This window comes from Burkholderia sp. Bp9090 (assembly GCF_003857985.1).
In the GTDB taxonomy this organism is placed as follows: Bacteria; Pseudomonadota; Gammaproteobacteria; order Burkholderiales; family Burkholderiaceae; genus Burkholderia.
Genome location: NZ_QTPV01000003.1, coordinates 193,702 through 214,195, shown reverse-complemented (window position 1 = coordinate 214,195; position 20,494 = coordinate 193,702). Strand labels below are relative to the sequence as shown.

Below are 20,494 nucleotides of genomic sequence, written 5' to 3'. Positions count from 1 at the left end.
CCGCATCGGCCGCGCGTCTCACAGAGCCGCGTTGCATAAAAACATCGTCATCCGAACGGATCTCGTCGCGATATCCAACGATTTCATCGATCGATATGCGCACGACCGCGCATGGCCGTCGCGCGATGTCCGCCATCCATGCCGATACGTCCGCTGCAGCACGCGCACCGGACGCGATCGCGGCGCACGCGTCGAGCGTGCAGCGGCACGCATTGCAATTCGCTCGCGCAGCGAATTGCAAACCACGGATCGAACGTTCGTCGACCGGACCGACGTCAATAGCATCGTGATCCTCGCAGATTCACCCATAAAAAGAGGTTATTCATGATCAAGAAGTCGGTAGTCCTGGGTTTGGTTTCGATCGGTTCCATCGGCGCGCATGCGCAGAGTTCCGTCACGCTGTACGGCGTCGTCGACGCCGGCTTTGCCTATACGAACAGCCAGGGCGGCGCGAGCAACATCCAGCAGACGAGCGGCAAGCTGAGCGGCAGCCGCTGGGGCCTGAAAGGCAACGAGGATCTCGGCGGCGGCCTGGCGGCCGTGTTCACGCTCGAAAGCGGCTTCCGGCCGAGCGACGGCGGGCTCGGCCAGGGCGGCCGCCTGTTCGGCCGCTCCGCGTACGTGGGCCTGAGCAAGGCCGACCTCGGCACGCTGACGTTCGGCCGCCAGTACGAGCCGATCACCGATCTCGTCGCGCAGTACGCGGGGTCCGGTTTCTGGTCGCCGGCCACCCATGTCGGCGACAACGACAACCTGAACCAGAGCTTCCGGATCAACAACGCGGTGAAGTTCCGCAGCGCGACGATCGCCGGTTTCACCGCCGACGTGCTGTACGCGTTCAGCAACCAGGCCAACGGCGGCGCGGGCACCGGCTTCTCGAACAACAGCGCATGGGGCGTGTCGGCGAACTACGTGAACGGCCCGCTGTCGGCGGGCGCCGGCTACGTGCGGCTCAACCACCCGAACGCGACGTCGAACACGAGCGGCGCGGTTGGCGGCGCGACCACGACGACCGGCAACGACTACAGCGGCGCGTTCTTCTACGGGCTGAACGGCGGCGTGCGCAAGCAGCAGATCGGCGTCGCGGGCGCGAACTACGCGCTCGGCCGCGCGACCCTCGGCTTCGCGTGGAGCCACACGCAGCTCGACTATGTCGACGGCTCGTCGCGCAAGTTCAACAACTACGACGTGAACGGGCGCTACCAGATCACGCCGGCGGCGACGCTGATCGGCGTCTACACGTTCACCGACGGACGCGCGAGCGGCTTGCCGGGCACCGGCGGCCAGACGCTGAAGCCGCGCTGGCACCAGTTCACGCTCGGGTTCGACTATGCGTTGTCGAAGCGCACCGACATTTACCTGTCCGGCATCTACCAGCTGGCCGCGGGCGATGCGAGCACCGCGACGTCCGGTGGCTATCGCCGGATCGCGGCGATCTCGAACATCGGCAGCGCATCGTCGACGAATCGGCAGCTCGCGTTCGTCAGCGGGCTGCGCGTGAAGTTCTGAGCGTTCGCGCAGCCGGCGCGGCGCGATAAGCAAAGCGGGAATCGTTGTTTGCCGCGTCGCGCCCGGTTGCCGAGAATGTCCGTTTTTCCGGATGCTGCCGCGCCCGCGCGCGGCACGGCTTCTCTCATGACCGACTCTCCTTCCCGCCCACGCCGCGCCGGCCGACGCGCGGCGCTGCGCCAGCTCGCCGGCGGCTGGGCCGCCGCGATGCTGCCGGCCGGCGGCGCGCTCGCGGGCCAGCCGCTCGCCCCGCTCGCACCGCTGGACGTGCCGCCGTGGACGCGCACGCCCGGCGCACCGCTGCTGTCGCCACCGTATGGCCTGCCGGGCGCGCACGAACGCGACGTCATCCGTCGCAGCGCGCGCACGCCGGCGCTGCCCGGCTCCGGCTCGTCGATGACGCCGCTCGCCGACCTGTTCGGCGACATCACGCCGAACGGCCTCGTCTACGAGCGCCATCACGCGGGCGTGCCCGAGATCGATGCACAACGCCACCGCGTCGTCGTGCACGGCCTCGTGCGCGAGCCGCGCAGCTTCACGCTCGACGACCTGCTGCGCTTTCCGTCCGAATCGCGGATCCACTTCCTCGAATGCTCGGGCAATACCGGCAGCGAATGGAACGGCCCGAGCGGCCTGCCCGTCCAGTTCACGCATGGATTGCTGTCGTGCTGCGAATGGACGGGCGTGCGGCTGTCGACGCTGCTCGACGAAACGGGCATCGATCCGGCCGCGCAGTGGCTGCTCGCCGAAGGCGCGGACGGCGCGGCGATGACGCGCAGCCTGCCGCTCGACCGGATTCTCGAACGCGCGCTCGTCGTCTATGCGCAGAACGGCGAGCGGCTGCGCCCCGAGAACGGCTACCCGGTGCGGCTGATCGTGCCGGGCTTCGAAGGCAACACGAACATCAAGTGGCTGCGGCGGCTGAAGCTCGTGCGCGCGCCGGAGATGACGCGCGAGGAAACGTCGAAATACACGAGCCTGCTGCCGAACGGCTGCGCCCGCCAGTTCGTGTTCGAGATGGACGCGAAATCGGTGATCACGCGCCCGTCGGCCGGCCACCGGCTCGCATCGCACGGCTACTATCCGATCAGCGGCTATGCGTGGTCGGGGCGCGGCCGGGTGCGCGCGGTCGACGTCTCGACCGACGGCGGCCGCACCTGGCGCGCCGCGCGGCTCGCGGGCGACGTGCGCGATCGCGCGCTGACGCGCTTCGAAGCCGACTGGGTCTGGAACGGCGAGCCCGCCGACCTGCAAAGCCGCGCGACCGACGAAACGGGCTACGTGCAGCCGACCCGCGACGCGCTCGTCGCCGCACGCGGCGTCAATTCGCAATACCACTACAACGGCATCCAGAACTGGCGCGTCGGCGCGGACGGGGAGGTGCGCAATGCGTAACACGATCGTGCGTCGGCTCGCGTCGTGCGCGGTCGTGTCGGGCACGCTCGCGTCGTCAGCGCTACCTGCGTTCGGTGCCGGCTTCGGCCTCGGTCAGCCGGTCGACCGCGCGGCGCTCGCCGCATGGGACATCGACGTCGCGCCCGACGGCGGCGGCCTGCCGCCCGGTGCGGGCACGGTCGCACGCGGCGCGCACGTGTTCGCCGACAAGTGCGCGATGTGCCACGGCGCCGGCGGCCAGGGCGGCGTCGGCGATCCGCTCGTCGGCGGCCTCGACTCGCTGGCCGGCGCGAAGCCGAAAAAGACGGTCGGCAGCTACTGGCCGTATGCGACGACGCTGTTCGACTACATCCGCCGCGCGATGCCGTACAACGCGCCGCAGTCGCTGAGCGCGGACGAAGTCTATGCGGTCACGGCCTACGTGCTGCACCTGAACGGCATCGTGCCGGACGACACGACGCTCGACGCGCACACGCTGCCGCGAGTCAGGATGCCGAACCGCGACGGCTTCGTGCCCGACCCGCGGCCGGGACGACTGTGACGCGACGCGATCCACCGGCCGGCACGACGCAGAACGGCCCGGCAAGACTGCCGGCATCGCGTGCCGGATTTTTTCGTTCGGCGCCAGCGCGCCGCGCAGGGAGGAGCCTACCTTGACCGACACATCCGCCGCCGCTCGGGCCGACGCGCCGCTCGTGACGCCGCCGTTCGTCGACGTCCGTTCGCCGGCCGATTTCCCCGACAGCCCCGCGTCGCGCGTGCTCGCGCAGCCGCTGATGCTCGGGCTGTTCCTGCCGATCCAGGCCGGCGGCTGGAGCGCCTCGACGCTGCCGCGCTCGACCGACTGGACGTTCGACTACAACGCCGACCTGGTCGCGCGCGCCGAGGCGCTCGGCTTCGATCTCGTGTTCGCGCTGTCGCAGTGGTTGCCGAAAGGCGGCTACGGCGGCGTGTTCGACGGCCAGGCGCTCGACTCGTTCATGACGCTCGCGGCGCTCACCGCGCGCACCGAACGGATCATCCTCGTCGCGACGAGCCACGTGCTCTACGGGCCGTGGCATCCGCTGCATTTCGCGAAGTTCACGGCGACGCTCGATCACATCTCGCGCGGACGCTGGGGCATCAACGTCGTGACCGGCCACCGCGCGATCGAACACGAGATGTTCGGCTGGAACCGGATCGAGCACGACCGTCGTTACGAGATGGCCGCCGAGTTCGTCGACGCGGTCAGCCAGCTTTGGGCCCAGCCGGACAACTTCAGCTATGCGCCCGCGCTGTCGAGCTGGCGGCTCTCCGGCGCGTTCGTCACGCCGAAGCCGCGCTACGGCCGCCCGCTGCTGATCAACGCGACCGGCTCCGACGCCGGCATCGATTTCGCGGCCCGCTATTCGGACATCGTGTTCGTCACGAGCCCGGCCGGCCCGGACGTCGATCTCGCGCTGGACGCGCTGCCCGCGCATACGGCCCGCGTGAAGGCGGCCGCCGCCGCGCGCGGCAGGACGATCCGCACGCTGCTCAATCCGCTCGTGATCTGCCGCGAGACGGCGGCCGAGGCGCGCGCGTACCGCGACGCGATCGTCGCGCATGCGGACGAAGGCAGCTTCCACCGCTTCGACAGCGACGCCCATGCGTGGCGCGGCGGCTTCGAACAACGCGCGCAGGCGGCCGCGCGTGCGATCGGCGGCAACATCTCGATCACGGGCTCGCCCGAGGAAGTCGCCGACTACATCGTGCGGCTGCATCGCGCGGGCATCGACGGCATCCAGTTGAGCTTCTACGACTTCAGGCCGGATCTCGACTTCTTCGGCGCACGCGTGCTGCCGCTGCTGCGCGACGCCGGCCTGCGGCGCTGAACTCAGGCCGCCGCCGCGCCGGGCACGGCCGACGCGCGCCGCGCCGCGGGGCGCCGCAATCCGAGGTGATCGCGCAGCGTGCTGCCGGCGTAGTCGCTGCGGAACAGCCCGCGACGACGCAATTCGGGCAGCACGAGCGCGATGAAATCGTCGAGGCCGCCGGGCAGGGTCGGCGCCATCACGTTGTAGCCGTCCGCGCCGTAATGCACGAACCGTTCCTCGAGCGCATCGACGATCTGCTCCGGCGTGCCGACGAGCTGCCAGTGACCGCGCGCGCCCGCGATGCGCAGGTACAGCTCGCGGATCGTCAGGTTCTCGCGGCGCGCGAGCTCGAGCGTCAGCGTCTGCCGGCTCTTGCTCGCATTCGTTTCCGGCAGCGGCGGGATCGGGCCGTCGAGCGGATAGGCGGACAGGTCGACGCCGCCGGTCAGGCCCGACACCAGCGCGAGCCCGACCTTCGGGTCGATCAGCGCCTGCAGCGCGTCGAACTTCTCCTTCGCCTCGCTCTCGGTGCGACCGACCACCGGAAAGACGCCGGGCATGATCTTCAGCGTGTCGGGGTCGCGGCCGAACGCGGCAAGCTGCCCCTTCACGTCCGCGTAGAACGCGACCGCGTCGTCGAGCGTCTGCTGCGCGGTGAAGATCACCTCGGCCGTGCGCGCGGCCAGCCGCGTGCCGGCCGCCGACGAGCCGGCCTGCACGATCACCGGCTGCCCCTGCGGCGCGCGCGGCACGTTCAGCGGCCCGTCCACCCGGAAGAAGCGGCCGCGATGAGCGAGCACGTGGCGCTTGTCCGGGTCGAAGAAGCGGCCGCTGGCACGGTCGCGCACGAACGCGTCGTCGTCCCAGCTGTCCCACAGTCCGCGCACGACGTCGGCGAATTCCTCCGCGCGCGCATAGCGTTCGCCGTGATCGAAATGCGCATCGCGGTTGAAGTTGCGCGCTTCGTGCGCGCTCGACGACGTGACGAGGTTCCATCCGGCGCGGCCGCCGCTGATGTGGTCGAGCGACGCGAACTTGCGCGCGATGTGGAACGGCTCGTTGAAGCTCGTCGACGCGGTGCCGACGAGGCCGATGCGTTCGGTGACGGCCGCGAGCGCCGACAGCAGCGTCAGCGGCTCGAACTGCGCGACGTAGCTGTGCGCGGTGCGGCTCAGGAATTCGACGTCGTCGCCGCGCGTGCCGACGCCGTCCGCGAGGAACACGAGGTCGAACTTCGCGGCCTCGGCCGCCTGCGCGAGCCGCACGTAATGACGAAAGTCGACACCGGCGTCCGCCTGCGAGCCGGAATGGCGCCACGCGGCGATGTGATGGCCGGTCGGATACAGGAACGCGCCGAGGTGCAGGTGGCCGGTGCGGGTCGTCATCGGGGAGCTCCCGGAAAGTGGGCTGCGGGTGCAGCGGAATCAGAACACGCGTCCTTCGGTCAGGTGCGTGGTCACGCCGTTCAGGTCGTAGTCGCCGATCACCCGCGCCTTGTGCAGCAGCGGGTTGTGGCTGAAGATCGTGCGCAGGTTGCGCCAGTGCCGGTCGAGGTTGTGCACGCGCGCGGTCGCCGACGCGCCGCCCACTTCGAACAGCCGTTCGGCCGCGTACAGCGCGAGCTTGCCGACGATCAGCTGCGTGCGCGCGGTCGCGAGCGCGCTGTCGAGCACGCGTTCGTGCGCGTCCGCCGCGCCGGCCTCGATCGCGTCCGCGGAGCGGTCGAGCGCACGCGCGTTGTCGCGCACGAGCGCGTCGATCGCGTGGCTGTGCGCCGACAGCTCGCCGACGATCTGCTGGATGAAATGATCGTCGCGCGCGCTCGCCGCCGGGCTGTGCAGCACCGGCCGGCCATGCTCGAGCACGTAGCGGCGCGCGTCGGCCGCCACGTTGCGCACGATGCCCGCGCCCGTCGCGACGAGATGAAGCTGCCGCAGCGCGCCGCAATGGCGGCCGACGAGCGTCGAGCCGTCGCGGGCCGCGATTTCGTCCGCGAATACCTGCACGTCGTGCAGCAACAGGCTGCCGCTCGCGGTCATGCGCTGGCCCATGCCGTCCCAGTCGTCGAGCACCTGCACGCCGTCGCGCGCGACCGGGATGATCACGGCGAGCGCGTCGCCCTGCTCGTTCTCCACGTTGATGCGCGCGAAATCGGCAAACGCGGTGCCGGTCGAATAGTATTTGCGGCCCGTCACGCGATGGTGCGCGCCGTCGCGGCGCAGCACGGTCGTGTTCTCGCCCGGCCGCGACGTGCCGCGCTCGGTCGACGCGCCGCCGAAGATCGCGCCGGCCAGCGCGCGCTCGAGCTGCACGTCGTTGAACGGCGTGCACGGCGACAGCCGCAGCGTCTCGGTCAGGTCGTAGTGGATGCGCAGCGCGTGCGCGAGATTCGAATCGGCGGCCGCGAGCGTCGCGATCGTCTCGAACAGGTCGACCAGCGTGCCGCCCAGGCCGCCGCGTTCGACCGGAATCCTCAGTACGCCGAGCGCGGAACGGCGAAAGAGTGCGAAGCCTTCGAACGGCAGTTCGCGACGCGCCTCGCGTTGCGCGGCGTCGCGCCCGATCGCCGTCGCGAGTTCGGGCAGTGCGGCGAGCGCGGCGCGCAACGCGTCGTGCGGTTCGGCACCATGACGGGCATTCATGCAGCGGTTCCTCATCGTCGAAAAGCGACGGCCCGCCGCACGATTGCGCAGGCCGTCGCCGCAGCCCGCAGGCAGCACCGAAAAGTATAGGGACGCATCCGGTGCGCGTGAAAAACCGATTTCAGCTTTGGTTATGCGTGCGCCGGGAATGCGGCGCGCACGCGCATCGATACGGTCAGTGCGGGATGCCCCAGCGGCGCACCGTCACGCGTTCGAGCGTATCGAACACGAGATGCTCGACGAGCAGGCCGATCACGATGACGGCCGCGAGGCCCGCGAACACGCGGTCGGTATACAGCTCGTTGCGGTTCTGGAAGATGTACCAGCCGAGCCCGCCCTGCCCCGCGCTCGCGCCGAACACGAGTTCGGCCGCGATCAGCGTGCGCCACGCGAACGCCCAGCCGACGCGCAGCCCCGACAGGATCGACGGCAGCGCGGCCGGCACGAGAATCAGCGCGATCTGGCGCAGGCCGGTGAGGCCGTAGTTGCGCCCGGCCATCTTCAGCGTGGCCGGCACGCCGGCGAACCCCGTGTACATGCTGAGCGCGAGCGGCCAGAGCACCGCGTGCACGAGCACGAACAGCAGGCTGCCGGTGCCGAGCCCGAACCACAGGAGCGCGATCGGCAGCAACGCGATCGACGGCAGCGGATTGAACATCGACGTGAGCATCGACAGCACGTCGCGGCCGATGCGCGTCGACACCGCGAGCGAAGTCAGCACGAACGCGAGCAATACGCCGAGCGCATAGCCGCGCAGCAGCACCGACATCGAGATACCCGTCTTCACCAGCAGTTCGCCCGACGCGATGCCCTGCACGAACGCGGCCAGCGTCGCGCCGAAGGTCGGCACGAGCAGGTCGTTCGCGACGATGCGCGCGATGATTTCCCATGCGGCGATCAGCACGAGTGCGATGACCGCGCGGCGAAACCCGCTCGCGCCGACGATGCGGCGCCAAAGCGGTGCGGGCGCCGCACGTTCGGCGTCGGGCGGCGGGTCGAGCGGGCGCACGTATTCGGCGCGCACGGGCGGCAGCGGCGGCAGGACCGGATCGATCGTGCTCATGATGCGATGCCCTCCGTGGCCGGTGCGGCCCGCGTTTCGTCCGCGACGTCGGTATCGAACAGCAGATGATGAATGCGCGCGACGCGCTCGCGGAAGTCGCCGCTGCCGACGCTGTCGAGCGAATGATCGTGACTGTTGAGCTCCGCGCGCACGCGGCCCGGATGCGGCGACAGCAGCAGGATCCGGTTGCCGACGACGAGCGCCTCCTCGATCGAATGCGTGACGAACAGCAGCGTGAAGCGGAACTCGTCCCACAGGCGCAGCAGTTCCTCCTGCATCTTGCGGCGCGTGAGCGCGTCGAGCGCGGCGAACGGTTCGTCCATCAGCAGCACGCGCGGCTGCATCGCCAGCGCACGCGCGATCGCGACGCGCTGCTTCATGCCGCCGGACAGCGTGTGCGGATAGGCATCGGCGAACGCACCGAGGCCGACCTTGTCGAGATAGTGCAGCGCGCGCTCGCGTGCTTCGGCGCGCGACAGCTTCGCGGCCACGCGCAACGGAAACGCGACGTTCTCGACGACCGTCTTCCACGGCGGCAACTGATCGAATTCCTGGAACACGACGATGCGGTCGGGGCCCGGCCCTTGCACGGGCCGGCCGTCGAGCGCGATCGAGCCCGACACGGGCTCGATGAAGCCGGCGATCGCCTTCAGCAACGTGGACTTGCCGCACCCCGACGGGCCGAGCAGCACGAAACGGTCGCTGCCATACACGTCGAAGCTGACCTGATGGGTCGCGCGCACGATCCGCGCGCCGCTCCGGTATTCGAGGCTCACGCGATCGATCGCCAGCAGGCGCTCGCTGTGCGCGCCGGCCGGCGCGGACGCGGATGCCGGCCTGCTCGCCGCGTCGGTGTCGGTGACGGGTTGGGCGGGCGGTGCGGCGGCGCCGCGCGCCGCGTACGGCGGCAGCCCGATTCGGGGAGAAGTGGCGTTCACGATCGAAACTCTTGCGGGTAAAGCATCAACATACGGCGGCACCGCGCGCGGCCCAACCAACGATTGCACATATCGAAACCGCGTCGACGCATAAGCGTCGATCGCGGCGCCGCAGCGCCACGCCCGCTCAGCTGCCGCCGGCCGTCGCCGGATCGTCGAAGAAGTAGTCGCGCCACGACTTCGGCTCGTTGCGGATCGCGCCGGTGCGATACATGAACTGCGCGAGCTTCAGCGTGTTCTCCGGGGCCGTCTTGAACTGCACCTGCGGATTGCGCAGGATCTTCAGCAGCAACGCGCGATCGATCTTCGAACCGTTCACGCGGATATAGGTATCGACCGCGCGGTCGGGATCTGCCGCGATCTGGTGCGCGGCGTCGGCGAGCGCGGCGACGAACGCGCGGTACGTCTTCGGGTTCTCGTCGCGGAATTTCTCCGTCGCGTACAGCACCGTCGCGGAACTCGGGCCGCCGAGCACGTCGTAGGAATTCAGCACGATGTGTGCGTTCGGATTGCCCGCGAGTTCCTGCTCCTGGAACGGCGGATTGCCGAAGTGGCCCGTGATCACGTTGCTGTTCGCGAGAATCGCGGCCGTCGCGTCGGGATGCGGGATCGCCTGCGTGAGCGGATCGAGCTTGTCGAACTGCTTGTCGCCCCACTGCTTCGCGGCCGCGTACTGCAGCACGCGCGACTGCACCGACACGCCGACGGCCGGCACCGCGATGCGGTCCTTCGCGCCCAGGTCGGCGATCGTCTTCACGTTCGGGTTGCTGCTGACGAGGTAGTACGGAAAATTGCCGAGCGACGCGACGCCCTTCACGTTCTGCCGGCCGCGCGTGCGATCCCACACGGTCAGCAGCGGCCCGACGCCCGCGCCGGCGACGTCGACCGCGCCCGACAGCAGCGCGTCGTTCACGGCCGCGCCGCCCGACAGACGCACCCAGTCGACCTTGATGTCGAGGCCGGCCTTGCGCCCTTCCTTCTCGATCAGTTGCTGGTCGCGCGCGACGTTCAGCATCAGGTAGACCACGCCGAACTGCTCGGCGATGCGGATGCGGCCTTCCGCGTGCGCGGCTTGCGGCGTGCCGGCGGCGGCCAGTGCGAGCGCCGCGGTGAGCGTGGCGGCCAGTGCGCGGCGCGCGGCCAGGGTCGTGCGGCGCAGGGCCGGCGAAAGCGGAAACGACATCGGAACTCCAGTGAGAATGAGGCGGCGAACCAGGACGTGCCGTTCAGAACGGCGCGTCACCTTCGATCGTGGTGCGGTACAGCTTGCGGCGCAGATGGTCGGGCGTGCCGGCCGCGAGATGCATCAGCGAGCGGTTGTCCCAGAACACGAGGTCGTGCTCGCGCCAGTGGTGCCGATACAGATGCTCCGCGCGCACGCTGTGCGCGAACAGTTCGTCGAGCAGCGCGCGGCTTTCGTCTTCGGGCAGATCGACGATGCGCGTCGTGAAATGCTCGCTGACGAACAACGCCTTGCGGCCCGTTTCAGGATGCGTGCGCACGACCGGATGCACCACCGCCTCGACCTGCGCGATCTGCTCGGCCGACAGGTTCGGCCGCCACGGGCTGCGCGCCTGCAGCTCCGCATAGCGGGCGAGATACGTGTGCTCGGCACGCCGCCCTTCGACCGCGCGGCGCAGGTGCGCGGGCAGCGTGTCCCACGCGAGATGCATGTTCGCGAACAACGTGTCGCCGCCCTCGGCCGGCAGCTCCTGCGCATGCAGCAGCGAGCCGAGGCTCGGCTTTTCCTTGTACGACAGGTCGGAGTGCCAGAAATGGCCGGCGTCGCCGAGCCCGATCGGCTTGCCGTTCTCGACGATGTTCGACACGATCAGCACTTCCGGATGCGCGGGCAGCGCGAACTGGTGCAGCACGTGGATCTGCAGCGGGCCGAAACGGCGGCTGAACGCGATGTGCTCGTCCGGCGTGATGCGCTGGTCGCGAAACACCAGCACGTGATGGTCGAGATGCGCGCGATGGATGCGTGCGAAATCGGCGGCGCCGAGCGGTTGCGACAGGTCGATGCCGACGACTTCGGCGCCGAGCGGCGCATCGAACGGGACGATGTCGAATCGCTGCGCGCCGGCCTCCGGCGGCAAGGCGGGCGTCGATATTGCGGCGCGGATGGCGGAAGTCGTCACGGTACAGCCCTTGATTCGGTAAAGATGCGAATCTACGAGCGCGTGCCGCACTGCGTCAACGAAGCGATTCGGATACGTTTATCTGCTGCAGCGATAAAGATCGCTGCTCGGACGGCGGGGCCGGCAGGCGGGCGTCCGCCACCCGACGCGGGCTTTCTGCAGTATTTACAAATGCAGCGCCGTCCGGCACCGCCCGCGTGGGCCGGGCCGATGCCGCGGCGTCGCCGGGCATCGGCGCCGCTCCGGCACGCAGCTTGCGCGCGCCGGACCGGATATGGCCGCGGCACGGAATCGCCGGCCGCCAACGGCATTGCCTGGTCGTGAGCGATGAAAACAGTCCCTCCCCTGCTGGAATCGGCGCCAATGCGGGCCGATCACTTCGTCCAGTTCTACGAGTCCGACGCGCAGCTCATGTCGGAAGTCGCCGTGTTCGCGGCCCAGGCGCTGAGCGCCGGCGGCAGCGCGATCGTGATCGCGCGGCCCGCCTGCCTCGCGGCGGTGCACGAACGCCTGCACACGCTCGGTGCATCGGCCGGCGGCGCGGCTCGCGGCCGCATCTTCATGTCGAGCGCGCATGCGCTCCTCGACAGCTTCATGAATGGCGACCTGCCCGACCCCGCGCGCTTTCGCCGCTCGATCGGCACGATCGTCGAAGCGGCGATCCGCGCCGGCCGGCCCGTGCATGCGTTCGGCGAAATGGTCGCGCTGCTGTGCGCGCGCAACCGGTACGCCGCGGCGCTGCGGGTGGAAGCGCTATGGAACGCGCTGATCGAGCGCTACCGCTTCTCGCTCTACTGCGGCTATCCGCACGATGCGTTTGCGAGCGCCGAGCAATCGGAGACGTTCCGCCACGTATGCGCGCTGCACCGCCGCATCCTGCCCGTCGCATCGCTGCGCGACGACGAAGGCGGGCTGCACCCGACGCTGGCGCTGGCGCAGCAGCGCTCGCGCGCGCTGAGCGACGAGATCCGCCGCCGCGAGGATGCCGAACAGCAACGCAACGGCGTCCTGATGCACGCGCCATTGCCGATCGCGCTGCTGTCGGGCCCCGCGCACCGGATCGTGCTCGCGAATCACCGCTTCTCGGCCTTGTGCGGCCGGACCGACATCGTCGACCAGCCGCTGACGGCGGTGCTGCCCGGCGGCGATGCGCCCGAGATCGTGCGTGCACTGGAAGCCGCCCGCGCGCAGGGCTGCTCGACGACGATCGGCGAGCACCGCGACCGCGCCGAGCCGGACGGCGCCCGCGTGTACCGGCTGCATTTCAATCCGCAGCCGCTCACGGACGGGCTGGGCGTGATCGTCAGTGCGGTCGAGGTGACCGAGCACGTCGCCGCGCGCGAGAAGCTCGTCGCCGCGAACGCGGAGCGCGACCGGCTGCTGGGCGAGCTGCGCGACGCGAATCAGGCCAAGGACCAGTTTCTCGCGGTGCTCGGCCATGAGCTGCGCAATCCGCTGACGCCGATCTCGCTCGCGCTGGAGCTGATCCGCAACCGCGACGGCCACGCGACGCCGAACGAGATCGCGATCATCCAGCGCCAGCTCGATCACATGGTCCGGCTGATCGACGACCTGCTCGACGTGTCGCGCATCACGCGCGGCAAGATCACGCTGAAGAAGGAAGCCGTGCGGCTCGCCGACATCGCCGACCGCGCGGTCGAGATCGCGAGCCCGCTGCTCGAGCAGCGCCGCCACCGCCTGCAGGTCGACGCCGATCCGGACGCGCGCTGCCACGGCGACCCGGTGCGGCTGTCGCAGGCCGTCGCGAACCTGCTGACCAACGCGGCGAAATACACGCTGCCGGGCGGCGACATCACGCTGCGCGCGGCGCGCGGCGCGGACGACACCGCGATCGTCGAGGTGTGCGACAACGGCGCCGGCATTCCGCGCGATCGTCTCGACAGCATCTTCGAGCCGTTCTACCGGCTCGACGGCGAAGCGAAACAGGCGCATGGCGGCCTAGGCATCGGCCTTGCGCTCGTGCGCAGCCTCGTGACGCTGCACGGCGGCACGGTGCGCGCGGACAGCGCCGGCCCCGGCTGCGGCAGCACGTTTACGATCACGCTGCCCGAATACCGGCCGAAAGCGGTGGCGGTCACCGTGCCGCAGCCGCCGCCCGGCGTCCGCGACCTGGCGCCGGGCCGCACCGGCCGGCGCGTGATGCTGGTCGACGACAACGAGGATGCCGCGTCGACGCTCGCGCAATGGCTGCGCGACGCCGGTCACGAGGTCGCCGTCGTGCACGACCCGGTCACCGCACTGGCCGCGTACCGCGCCTATCGCCCCGACGTCGCGATCCTCGACATCGGACTGCCGGTGATGGACGGCTACGAGCTGCTGCGGCGGCTGAAGGCGATCACCGAGGTCACGCCGTGCATCTTTCTCGCGCTGACCGGTTATGGCCGCAACGCGGATCGCGAACGCTGTCTCGCGACCGGGTTTCTGCAGCATTTCGTGAAACCGGTCGACCCGGCCGCGCTCCATCTCGCGATGAGCCGGCCGGGGACGGACGGCGATGCGCACGACGGCGCCGGTGCGGAAGCCGGACGCTGAACGCTGCCGGATCCTGAATGCCGAATGCGGCACGAGGCATGGAACCAGCCGACGTTCCGGCAAGCGCCGTGCGGCTCAGTTCTCCTCGGAACAGCGGATCGACGTCAGGCCGGCCGATTCGACGATCCGGATCAGTTGACGCAGCATCGCATCGGCGTCGGCCGGTTCGCGCCACTTCACGAGCAGTTCTTCCTCGCGCGACGCACGCGCGGCCGTTTCGCGAAAACCGCGCGTGCGGCACGCGAAGCCCGCATTGTGCAGCCCGGTCGTCAGGCGCTCGCGCGCCGTCGAGCCCAGTTCGTACTCGACCGTGACCAGCGCAGTCCTGACGCTGCGCACGCGCTGCTCGACCAACCGCAGCGGCCATACGACCAGGAGGGCGAGCGCGAGCCCGAGCGCGCCGAGCGACAGCTGGCCGCCGCCGATGCACAGTCCGACGACGGTGACGAACCACAGCGTCGCGGCCGTGGTCACGCCGGATACGAGGCCGTCGCGATGCAGGATCGCGCCGCCGCCGATGAAGCCCATCCCGGTCAGGATGCCGAGCGGCAGGCGCATCGGGTCGAGCACCGAGAACCCGTCCTGCGGCTTGCCGGCCTGCAGCAGCAGCGCATTGACCTGCAGCATCGCCAGGCACGCGGCGAGACAGACGAAGATCGTCGTGCGCAGCCCTGCCGTCTTGCCGGATTCGCTGCGATCGAGGCCGATCAGCCCGCCCGCGACGAGCGCCAGGACGATCCTGACGAGGACCGCATCCCACTGAAGTACGACCGGCATCGGCTCCATGCGCGCCTCCCTGCAAATCTTCTTGCGTGATGCGTCGCGGCGTGGCCGCGGACGACGCTTGCGGCGCGCAAGGTTCGGGCCCGGTTCGCGCGCGTGTCACAGTGTCGGCGTGTCGCCGCGCGCACGGCTAGCGCCCTGACCGCTCAGTCGTCGCACGCGCATGCGACCGGGCCGCCGTCACGGTCCCGCCCTTCTCCGCATCCGTTCGGATACGAAAATCGCCTGCGTCACGCTTCCGCGCCTCCCGGTATCCGACCGGGTACGAAACGGCGCACCGGCTCCCCGGTTCGCCGCTCCGTTCCTGTACGGATACGAAGGGATGCCCCGGCCGGCGAGTTGTGCAATACTGTTCCCGATCAGATACGAAGCACGGAGAACGTCATGTCGGAGTCCCAGTCCGTCGACACGATCGGCGCGCTCGCCCACCTCATCCGCGCCGCGCGGCTCCAGCAGGGGTTCACGCGCGACGAACTCGCGAACGCGACCGGGCTGTCGCCGAAATTCATCAGCCAGGTGGAAGGCGGAAAGCCGACCGCGCAAATCGGCAAGGTCATGCTGCTGCTCGGCGAACTGGGCGTGCGCCTGTACGCCGAGTCGTCGGTCGAGATTTCGGAAGCCACCGCGCTGAAGGCCGCGCAACGCCGCAGGAGCAGCCATGGCGGCTAGAACGCTGATCGCGTCCGCCAACGGCGTGCGCATGGGCACGCTGACCGACGACAAGGGCATCTGGTCGTTCGCGTACGACCCGCAATGGCTCGCGTCCCCGGCTGCCTATCCGCTGTCCCCGGCGTTCGCGCTGCGCGCCGGCCCCTACACCGACACGTCGACCGATCGCCCGGTCCAGTGGTTCTTCGACAACCTGCTGCCCGAGGAAGGCATGCGCACCTCGCTCGCGCGCGAGGCGAAGGTCGACGCCGCCGACGCGTGGGGCCTGCTCGCGTACTTCGGGCGCGAATCGGCCGGCGCGCTCACGCTGCTGGCCGACGGCGAACGGGAAGCGCCCGGCAGCCTGCAGCCGCTGCCGCTCGACGAGCTCGAGCGCCGCATCCAGGCGATGCCCGAGCGCGCGCTGACGGCCACCGCGCCCAAGCGCATGTCGGCGGCCGGCGCGCAGCAGAAGCTGCTGCTGGTGCTGCGCGGCGATGCACCCGACTACGCGCTGTACGAGCCGGTCGGCAGCGAGCCGTCGATGCACCTGCTCAAGCCGGACATGCGCGCGGCCGGCTACCCGCACTCGGCGATCAACGAATTCTTCTGCATGAAGCTCGCGAAGAAGATGGGGCTCGACGTGCCCGACGTGCACTTCCTGCGCGCGCCGTCCGCGTGTTACGTGATCGACCGGTTCGACCGCGACGTCGCGTCGGCGCCGGCCGCACGCGTGCATACGATCGACGCGATGCAGTTGCTCAACTACGACCGCGGCTTCAAGTACCAGCGCGCGAACGCGCAGGAGCTCGCCCGCGCGATCGAGCGCACCAGCACGCGCGCGCTGGCGCGCCTGTCGGTGTTCCGCTGGACCGTGTTCAACGTGGTGGTCGGCAATGCCGACGCGCACCTGAAGAACCTGTCGTTCTTCGTCGACGCGCGCGGCTACCGGCTCGCGCCGTTCTACGACATCGTCAGCACGGTCGTGTATCACACGCCGACGCACCGCCCCGACCATCGCGGCGATCACTGGCCGCACTGCGAATTGACGATGCCGCTCGGCAACGCGATGCGCTTTGTCGAAATCGATGCGGCCGCGCTGATCGCGTTCGGTCAGGCGCTCGGGCTCAGGGAGAAAGCGGCGGCAAGCGAACTGCAGCGCTTTCTCGAACCGCTCGATCGCCATGTCGCGCAGACGCTCGACGAAGTGCGGGCAATCGCGCGCCCGGACGCCGGCGAGACGCGGCTGCTGAATTCGATCGCGGCGATGCCGATCGCGGAGATGGGGCGCGCGCTTCGGCCGACGCACGGTTGAGGACGGACACGAAGCATGCACCTGGGCGCGCCGGTCCAGGTGGATCGCCAATCCGACGTCCTGCGTCGGTCGGGTGCCCCATTCCGCGATCGTTGCCGCCGTGCCCGCCCCGCGCCGGCATGTCGGCAGACGCGAACCTGCGCCCGCCGTACGGCCGGGCGCCGAACCGCTCGGTCAGCGGATCGGCGGCGTCGAACTCAGCTTCTCCGACAGCATCCGTTCGTACACGCCGAAGTGCAGATCGACCTCCTTTTGCGTGACCGGGGTGACCGTGATGTTGATCTGTTCGGGCAACAGGCCCAGCACGACCGCGACCGCGGCTTCAAGTTGCGGTGCACAAGCCTTGTCCTCCGCCATCGTCGTGCCGACCAGCACGTCGTAGGTCTTTTCCTGCCGGCAGACGATCTCGACGAGTCGCGCCCGCGCGCTCATGTTGTTGTCGATCGCGAGCCTGACGACCTCGGTCACGGTGCGCATCGTCTCGGTCGGAAAGCCCTTCGTCGAGCGCAGCCGGATACGATGCCTGCCCAGCGTAAGCCAGTCCGTATCGAATTCCATGGCGTCCTCCGCATGCAGTTCCAAGCCGCTGCGATGATAGGTTCCAGCACCGGAATTTCAAGTGCAAAAATCTGCCGCCGCCCCTTGAAATTTTCCGCAGAGTGCCTATCTTGAGTTTCGCTCAGGCAGACGCGCGAACCGTTTCATCCCGCGCGCTGCGTGTTTCGATTTGTTTGCCGGCAGTCCGGCAGGCGAACTGGAGCGCGTAGGCCCGTTCGCCTCCCGATTGCCATCCAGGAGGATACGATCATGAGCGATCTTTACTTCGGAACCGATCTCTTCAGCGAGTTCGACCGCCTGCAGCAGCAGATGGCGCAACTCTTCGGCGGCTTCCCGTCCAGCATCCGCGCGAGCCGGCTCGGCGCATTTCCTCAGATCAACATCGGCGCGACGGACGAGTCGATCGAGATCGTCGCCTTCGCCCCGGGCATCAACGCCGCCGAACTCGACGTGTCGATCGACAAGGGCTTGCTGACCCTCAGCGGCGAACGCAAATCGACGCAACCCGACACTGAAAGCGAGACGCGTACGTATGCGCAGGAGCGCTTCGTCGGCGCCTTCCGGCGCGTCATCGAGCTGCCCGACACCGCCGATCCCGACAAGGTCCAGGCGCGCTACGAAAATGGCTGCCTGTCGATCAGCATCGGCAAGCGCGAGTCGTCCAAGCCACGCGCCATCACTGTCCAGTAACTCGAGGAGCCGATCATGAACGACATGACCAAACTGGCTGAACGCGACCCGTCCGCAGTCACGCGTCGCGACGCGGAACAGGCCACGCGCCGGATCACCCTCACCCCGGCCGTCGACATCTACGAGAACAACCAGGGCGTCACACTGTGGGCAGATCTGCCCGGCGTGACGAAGGACAAGCTGGACGTCAAGGTTCACGACAGCAGCCTCTCGATCGAGGCCGAGGCGGTGGTGCCGACGCCGGCAAATCTGCGCCTGCAGCATGCCGAGGTCCGGGAGCCGCACTTCGCCAGGACGTTCACGCTGTCACCGGACTTCGATACGTCGAAGATCGAGGCAAGCCTCCAGGACGGGGTGTTGAAGCTGACGATCCCGCGTCGCGACGAGGCTCGCCCACGGCGCATCGAAGTCAGGACCGGCTGACCCTGCGGCAATGGCGGGTCGGGAGCATGGGCGGCGGGAAAAGCGCCGCCGCCCGTCGCGAATCAGGAGCGGGAGGCACCGGTTTCCGATGTCGCTCAGGAGTCCTGGAAAGGGCATGCGGTCCTTGTCCGCACCGTGCCCATGCGACGATCGCGACACGCACGTCCGCACCGGATGGCCACATCGCCATCGTCCGGATCGAACGGAACGACGAGGTGTCGGCCGACCGGCATCCGCCGCGTTTCGGCGAGCGCTGGACAAGCGCGGCCGAAACGCAGCGCGATGCGCTCGAGTACGCGGTGCAACTGATCGATCGCGACATGCCCGGCGCAGCCGAGGCTCGGGGCACGCATGCTGCCCGAGGGGCTGGCCGCCACGCTCGAAACGGATTGAAGCTGAATCGGAGGATGCCATGAATACCGATCCGAAAAAGTGGAACCCCTTCAAGTTCCTTCGCGGAACTGCCCGCAAATCCGACGCGGAAGGCCCGGAAAACCCGCCGTCAAGCGAACAGTGGCGGGCCGCGTGGCCCGACATTCCGCGACTGTTCTCACGTGAGCCGTGGCGTGCGGTGGAGGAATTCCTTCATGACCCGCTCGCAGGCCGTGGCGCGCTCGAACGATGGTTCGGCGACTTCAGTTCATCGCGCTTCCAGCCGCGCATCGACGTCGTCGATGAAGGACCGGTGCTGCGCGTGACCGCCGAACTGCCCGGAATGGCGCGCGAAGATCTGAAGGTGAGCGTCGAGGCCGGGGCAATCGTGCTGCGCGGAGAGAAAAAGCAGGACGTACGCAGCGAGGAAAACGGCTGTTACCGGCTGGAGCGCGCCCACGGAAGCTTCATCCGCACGATCCCGATGCCGGACTACGCCGACCCCGATCGCACGTTGGCAAAGTTCGATAACGGTGTACTCACGTTGACCGTGCCAAAGTCGGAGCCGACGCAGACCGTGAGTCGCACGATCGATATTCGCTAGGGCAAACACGAAAAGTGCCGTGGTGGCGGGCGGATATCGGACGAACCGGGCCGTTGGCTCAGTTGGTGGAGCGGCCGACTTTTTTGTCCGTTGGTCACTGGTTCGAATCCGGTACGGCCCGCATGAAACCGAAAATCCGCTGCCAGCCGACAAACGCCGCTTGCCATAGGCGACGAACGCACCGCATCCACGGATGATGGTCAGCCAGCCGCTGTGGAAGTGTCGTGGCAGACGTGCCCGAAGCGGGACACTCGCGACGCATATCGCACGGCGTCGTCCTTTGGACCCGGCTCGATCTCGCACCAGAATTCCTGATGACGGGCACCGAGACGGCGGGCCGCCTCGTAGCGATGAAAGTGACTGGCGAGCCAGAACCGGCACCCGTCGAAGAAGACCTTCATGGCCGGCCGCGCCGCGCGCATCGAACCACGGCGGATAGCGGTCATGGCTTCCTCCAGCGCTTCGTCGGCGAATGTTTGCGCGCCGCGCAGTGCATCATCGACCGAGAGTTGCAAGAACTTGAGGTAGTCCCTCCCGAGCACGCCGGCAGGAAGCCCCATCGACGAGCGGACAGGCGAACGCGGTTCATTGGCCATGACCATGTCCGATTCAGCGGGTTGGCAAGACGATCGGGACGCGGGTTGATGTCGCCGCATCCCGAGCCGGCCGGTCGGGCAAGTTCATTCGTCGGCCATGAGATGGCGGATGACCAGCGCCGGATCGGCGATATCCAGAATCAGCCGGCGCAGTATGCGCCTGCGCATGTGCTCTTCGTCGAGACTCCAGGGCGCGCCCTTTGCGCTGAGATAACGCGCGAGCGCGTCCCGGTTGTCTGCGCCTGCGGGCAAGTCGAGCCGGACGGCCAGCAGTCCCGCCACCACGTCGTCGAGCTCGATGTCGAGCGGCTTCGAGTCGATGCAAAGTTCGAGTTTCATGTCGGTCACCCGCAAAAAGCGGCGCCGCTTCAGCGGGGCAGCGCGCGGCGCCGAACGTGTCGCGCCGGCCGCGACTGTTGGCCGGCGCGT

General features: G+C 68.9%; 21 protein-coding genes and 1 tRNA gene. 12 read left to right on the top strand and 10 right to left on the bottom strand.

All coding sequences use genetic code 11. The features are described 5' to 3' along the window. The first annotated feature begins 31 nt into the window (after positions 1-31). From DIE16_RS04460 to DIE16_RS04440, 5 genes are all read left to right on the top strand, one after another. Positions 32-328, top strand: coding sequence for a hypothetical protein (locus DIE16_RS04460; protein WP_124891894.1), 297 nt, complete (start codon positions 32-34; stop codon positions 326-328). After that, on the top strand, positions 325-1,509 hold the full coding sequence (locus tag DIE16_RS04455; RefSeq protein ID WP_124570361.1) for a porin: 1,185 nt from the start codon (positions 325-327) through the stop codon (positions 1,507-1,509). The genes DIE16_RS04460 and DIE16_RS04455 overlap by 4 nt, the downstream gene beginning before the upstream one ends. Positions 1,510-1,635: 126 nt before the next feature. Further along, entirely contained in the window at positions 1,636-2,904 is a 1,269-nt protein-coding gene (gene soxC, locus DIE16_RS04450) for a sulfite dehydrogenase (RefSeq protein ID WP_124891893.1), read from the top strand. Beyond that, entirely contained in the window at positions 2,897-3,445 is a 549-nt protein-coding gene (locus tag DIE16_RS04445; protein ID WP_124891892.1) for a c-type cytochrome, read from the top strand. Before soxC ends, DIE16_RS04445 begins: the two co-directional genes overlap by 8 nt. Positions 3,446-3,557: 112 nt before the next feature. Beyond that, positions 3,558-4,757: an LLM class flavin-dependent oxidoreductase gene (locus tag DIE16_RS04440; protein ID WP_124891891.1), complete on the top strand. Its 1,200-nt coding sequence runs from the start codon at positions 3,558-3,560 to the stop codon at positions 4,755-4,757. Positions 4,758-4,759: 2 nt separating this feature from the next. On the opposite strand, the gene DIE16_RS04435 is transcribed toward DIE16_RS04440, so the two are convergent. From DIE16_RS04435 to DIE16_RS04410, 6 genes are all read right to left on the bottom strand, one after another. After that, positions 4,760-6,124 (bottom strand): LLM class flavin-dependent oxidoreductase, encoded by a 1,365-nt coding sequence (locus DIE16_RS04435; protein WP_124891890.1) that lies wholly within the window; start codon positions 6,122-6,124, stop codon positions 4,760-4,762. A 39-nt stretch (positions 6,125-6,163) separates the two neighbouring features. Beyond that, a complete protein-coding gene (locus DIE16_RS04430) occupies positions 6,164-7,381 on the bottom strand; it encodes an acyl-CoA dehydrogenase family protein (protein ID WP_124570357.1) in 1,218 nt (405 codons plus the stop codon). A gap of 175 nt (positions 7,382-7,556) precedes the next feature. Beyond that, on the bottom strand, positions 7,557-8,444 hold the full coding sequence (locus DIE16_RS04425; protein WP_124519738.1) for an ABC transporter permease: 888 nt from the start codon (positions 8,442-8,444) through the stop codon (positions 7,557-7,559). Next, complete coding sequence (locus DIE16_RS04420) at positions 8,441-9,382, bottom strand: ABC transporter ATP-binding protein (RefSeq protein WP_260434338.1); 942 nt, start codon at positions 9,380-9,382, stop codon at positions 8,441-8,443. The genes DIE16_RS04425 and DIE16_RS04420 overlap by 4 nt, the downstream gene beginning before the upstream one ends. Before the next feature lie 127 nt (positions 9,383-9,509). Beyond that, complete coding sequence (locus DIE16_RS04415; RefSeq protein WP_124891889.1) at positions 9,510-10,565, bottom strand: ABC transporter substrate-binding protein; 1,056 nt, start codon at positions 10,563-10,565, stop codon at positions 9,510-9,512. Positions 10,566-10,608: 43 nt separating this feature from the next. After that, positions 10,609-11,523: a TauD/TfdA family dioxygenase gene (locus DIE16_RS04410; protein ID WP_124666189.1), complete on the bottom strand. Its 915-nt coding sequence runs from the start codon at positions 11,521-11,523 to the stop codon at positions 10,609-10,611. A gap of 363 nt (positions 11,524-11,886) precedes the next feature. Here DIE16_RS04410 and DIE16_RS04405 point away from each other — a divergent pair, with 363 nt between their 5' ends. Beyond that, on the top strand, positions 11,887-14,076 hold the full coding sequence (locus DIE16_RS04405; protein ID WP_124891888.1) for an ATP-binding protein: 2,190 nt from the start codon (positions 11,887-11,889) through the stop codon (positions 14,074-14,076). Positions 14,077-14,151: 75 nt separating this feature from the next. On the opposite strand, the gene DIE16_RS04400 is transcribed toward DIE16_RS04405, so the two are convergent. Further along, positions 14,152-14,862: an MgtC/SapB family protein gene (locus DIE16_RS04400; RefSeq protein WP_124570353.1), complete on the bottom strand. Its 711-nt coding sequence runs from the start codon at positions 14,860-14,862 to the stop codon at positions 14,152-14,154. 381 nt (positions 14,863-15,243) lie between these two features. Between DIE16_RS04400 and DIE16_RS04395 the strand changes: the two genes are divergently transcribed. After that, positions 15,244-15,528, top strand: a complete 285-nt coding sequence (locus tag DIE16_RS04395; RefSeq protein ID WP_044843467.1) for a helix-turn-helix domain-containing protein — start codon at positions 15,244-15,246, stop codon at positions 15,526-15,528. Further along, positions 15,518-16,822, top strand: coding sequence for a HipA domain-containing protein (locus tag DIE16_RS04390; RefSeq protein ID WP_124891887.1), 1,305 nt, complete (start codon positions 15,518-15,520; stop codon positions 16,820-16,822). The genes DIE16_RS04395 and DIE16_RS04390 overlap by 11 nt, the downstream gene beginning before the upstream one ends. A gap of 174 nt (positions 16,823-16,996) precedes the next feature. Here DIE16_RS04390 and DIE16_RS04385 read toward each other — a convergent pair whose 3' ends face one another. Then, a complete protein-coding gene (locus DIE16_RS04385) occupies positions 16,997-17,380 on the bottom strand; it encodes a hypothetical protein (RefSeq protein ID WP_124519732.1) in 384 nt (127 codons plus the stop codon). 249 nt (positions 17,381-17,629) lie between these two features. Between DIE16_RS04385 and DIE16_RS04380 the strand changes: the two genes are divergently transcribed. The 4 genes from DIE16_RS04380 to DIE16_RS04360 all read left to right on the top strand — a co-directional run bounded on the left by DIE16_RS04380 (position 17,630) and on the right by DIE16_RS04360 (position 19,590). Beyond that, complete coding sequence (locus DIE16_RS04380; RefSeq protein WP_124570351.1) at positions 17,630-18,070, top strand: Hsp20/alpha crystallin family protein; 441 nt, start codon at positions 17,630-17,632, stop codon at positions 18,068-18,070. 15 nt (positions 18,071-18,085) lie between these two features. Continuing rightward, complete coding sequence (locus tag DIE16_RS04375) at positions 18,086-18,493, top strand: Hsp20/alpha crystallin family protein (RefSeq protein ID WP_124891886.1); 408 nt, start codon at positions 18,086-18,088, stop codon at positions 18,491-18,493. Positions 18,494-18,905: 412 nt separating this feature from the next. Beyond that, complete coding sequence (locus DIE16_RS04365) at positions 18,906-19,469, top strand: Hsp20/alpha crystallin family protein (RefSeq protein WP_124891885.1); 564 nt, start codon at positions 18,906-18,908, stop codon at positions 19,467-19,469. A gap of 47 nt (positions 19,470-19,516) precedes the next feature. After that, positions 19,517-19,590, top strand: a tRNA-OTHER gene (locus DIE16_RS04360). A 79-nt stretch (positions 19,591-19,669) separates the two neighbouring features. Here the strand turns inward: DIE16_RS04360 and DIE16_RS04355 are convergent. Together DIE16_RS04355 and DIE16_RS04350 are read right to left on the bottom strand one after the other, a co-directional pair. Then, positions 19,670-20,065: a hypothetical protein gene (locus DIE16_RS04355; protein ID WP_124519728.1), complete on the bottom strand. Its 396-nt coding sequence runs from the start codon at positions 20,063-20,065 to the stop codon at positions 19,670-19,672. Positions 20,066-20,149: 84 nt separating this feature from the next. Next, positions 20,150-20,404, bottom strand: coding sequence for a hypothetical protein (locus DIE16_RS04350; protein WP_124485851.1), 255 nt, complete (start codon positions 20,402-20,404; stop codon positions 20,150-20,152). Positions 20,405-20,494: the final 90 nt, after the last annotated feature.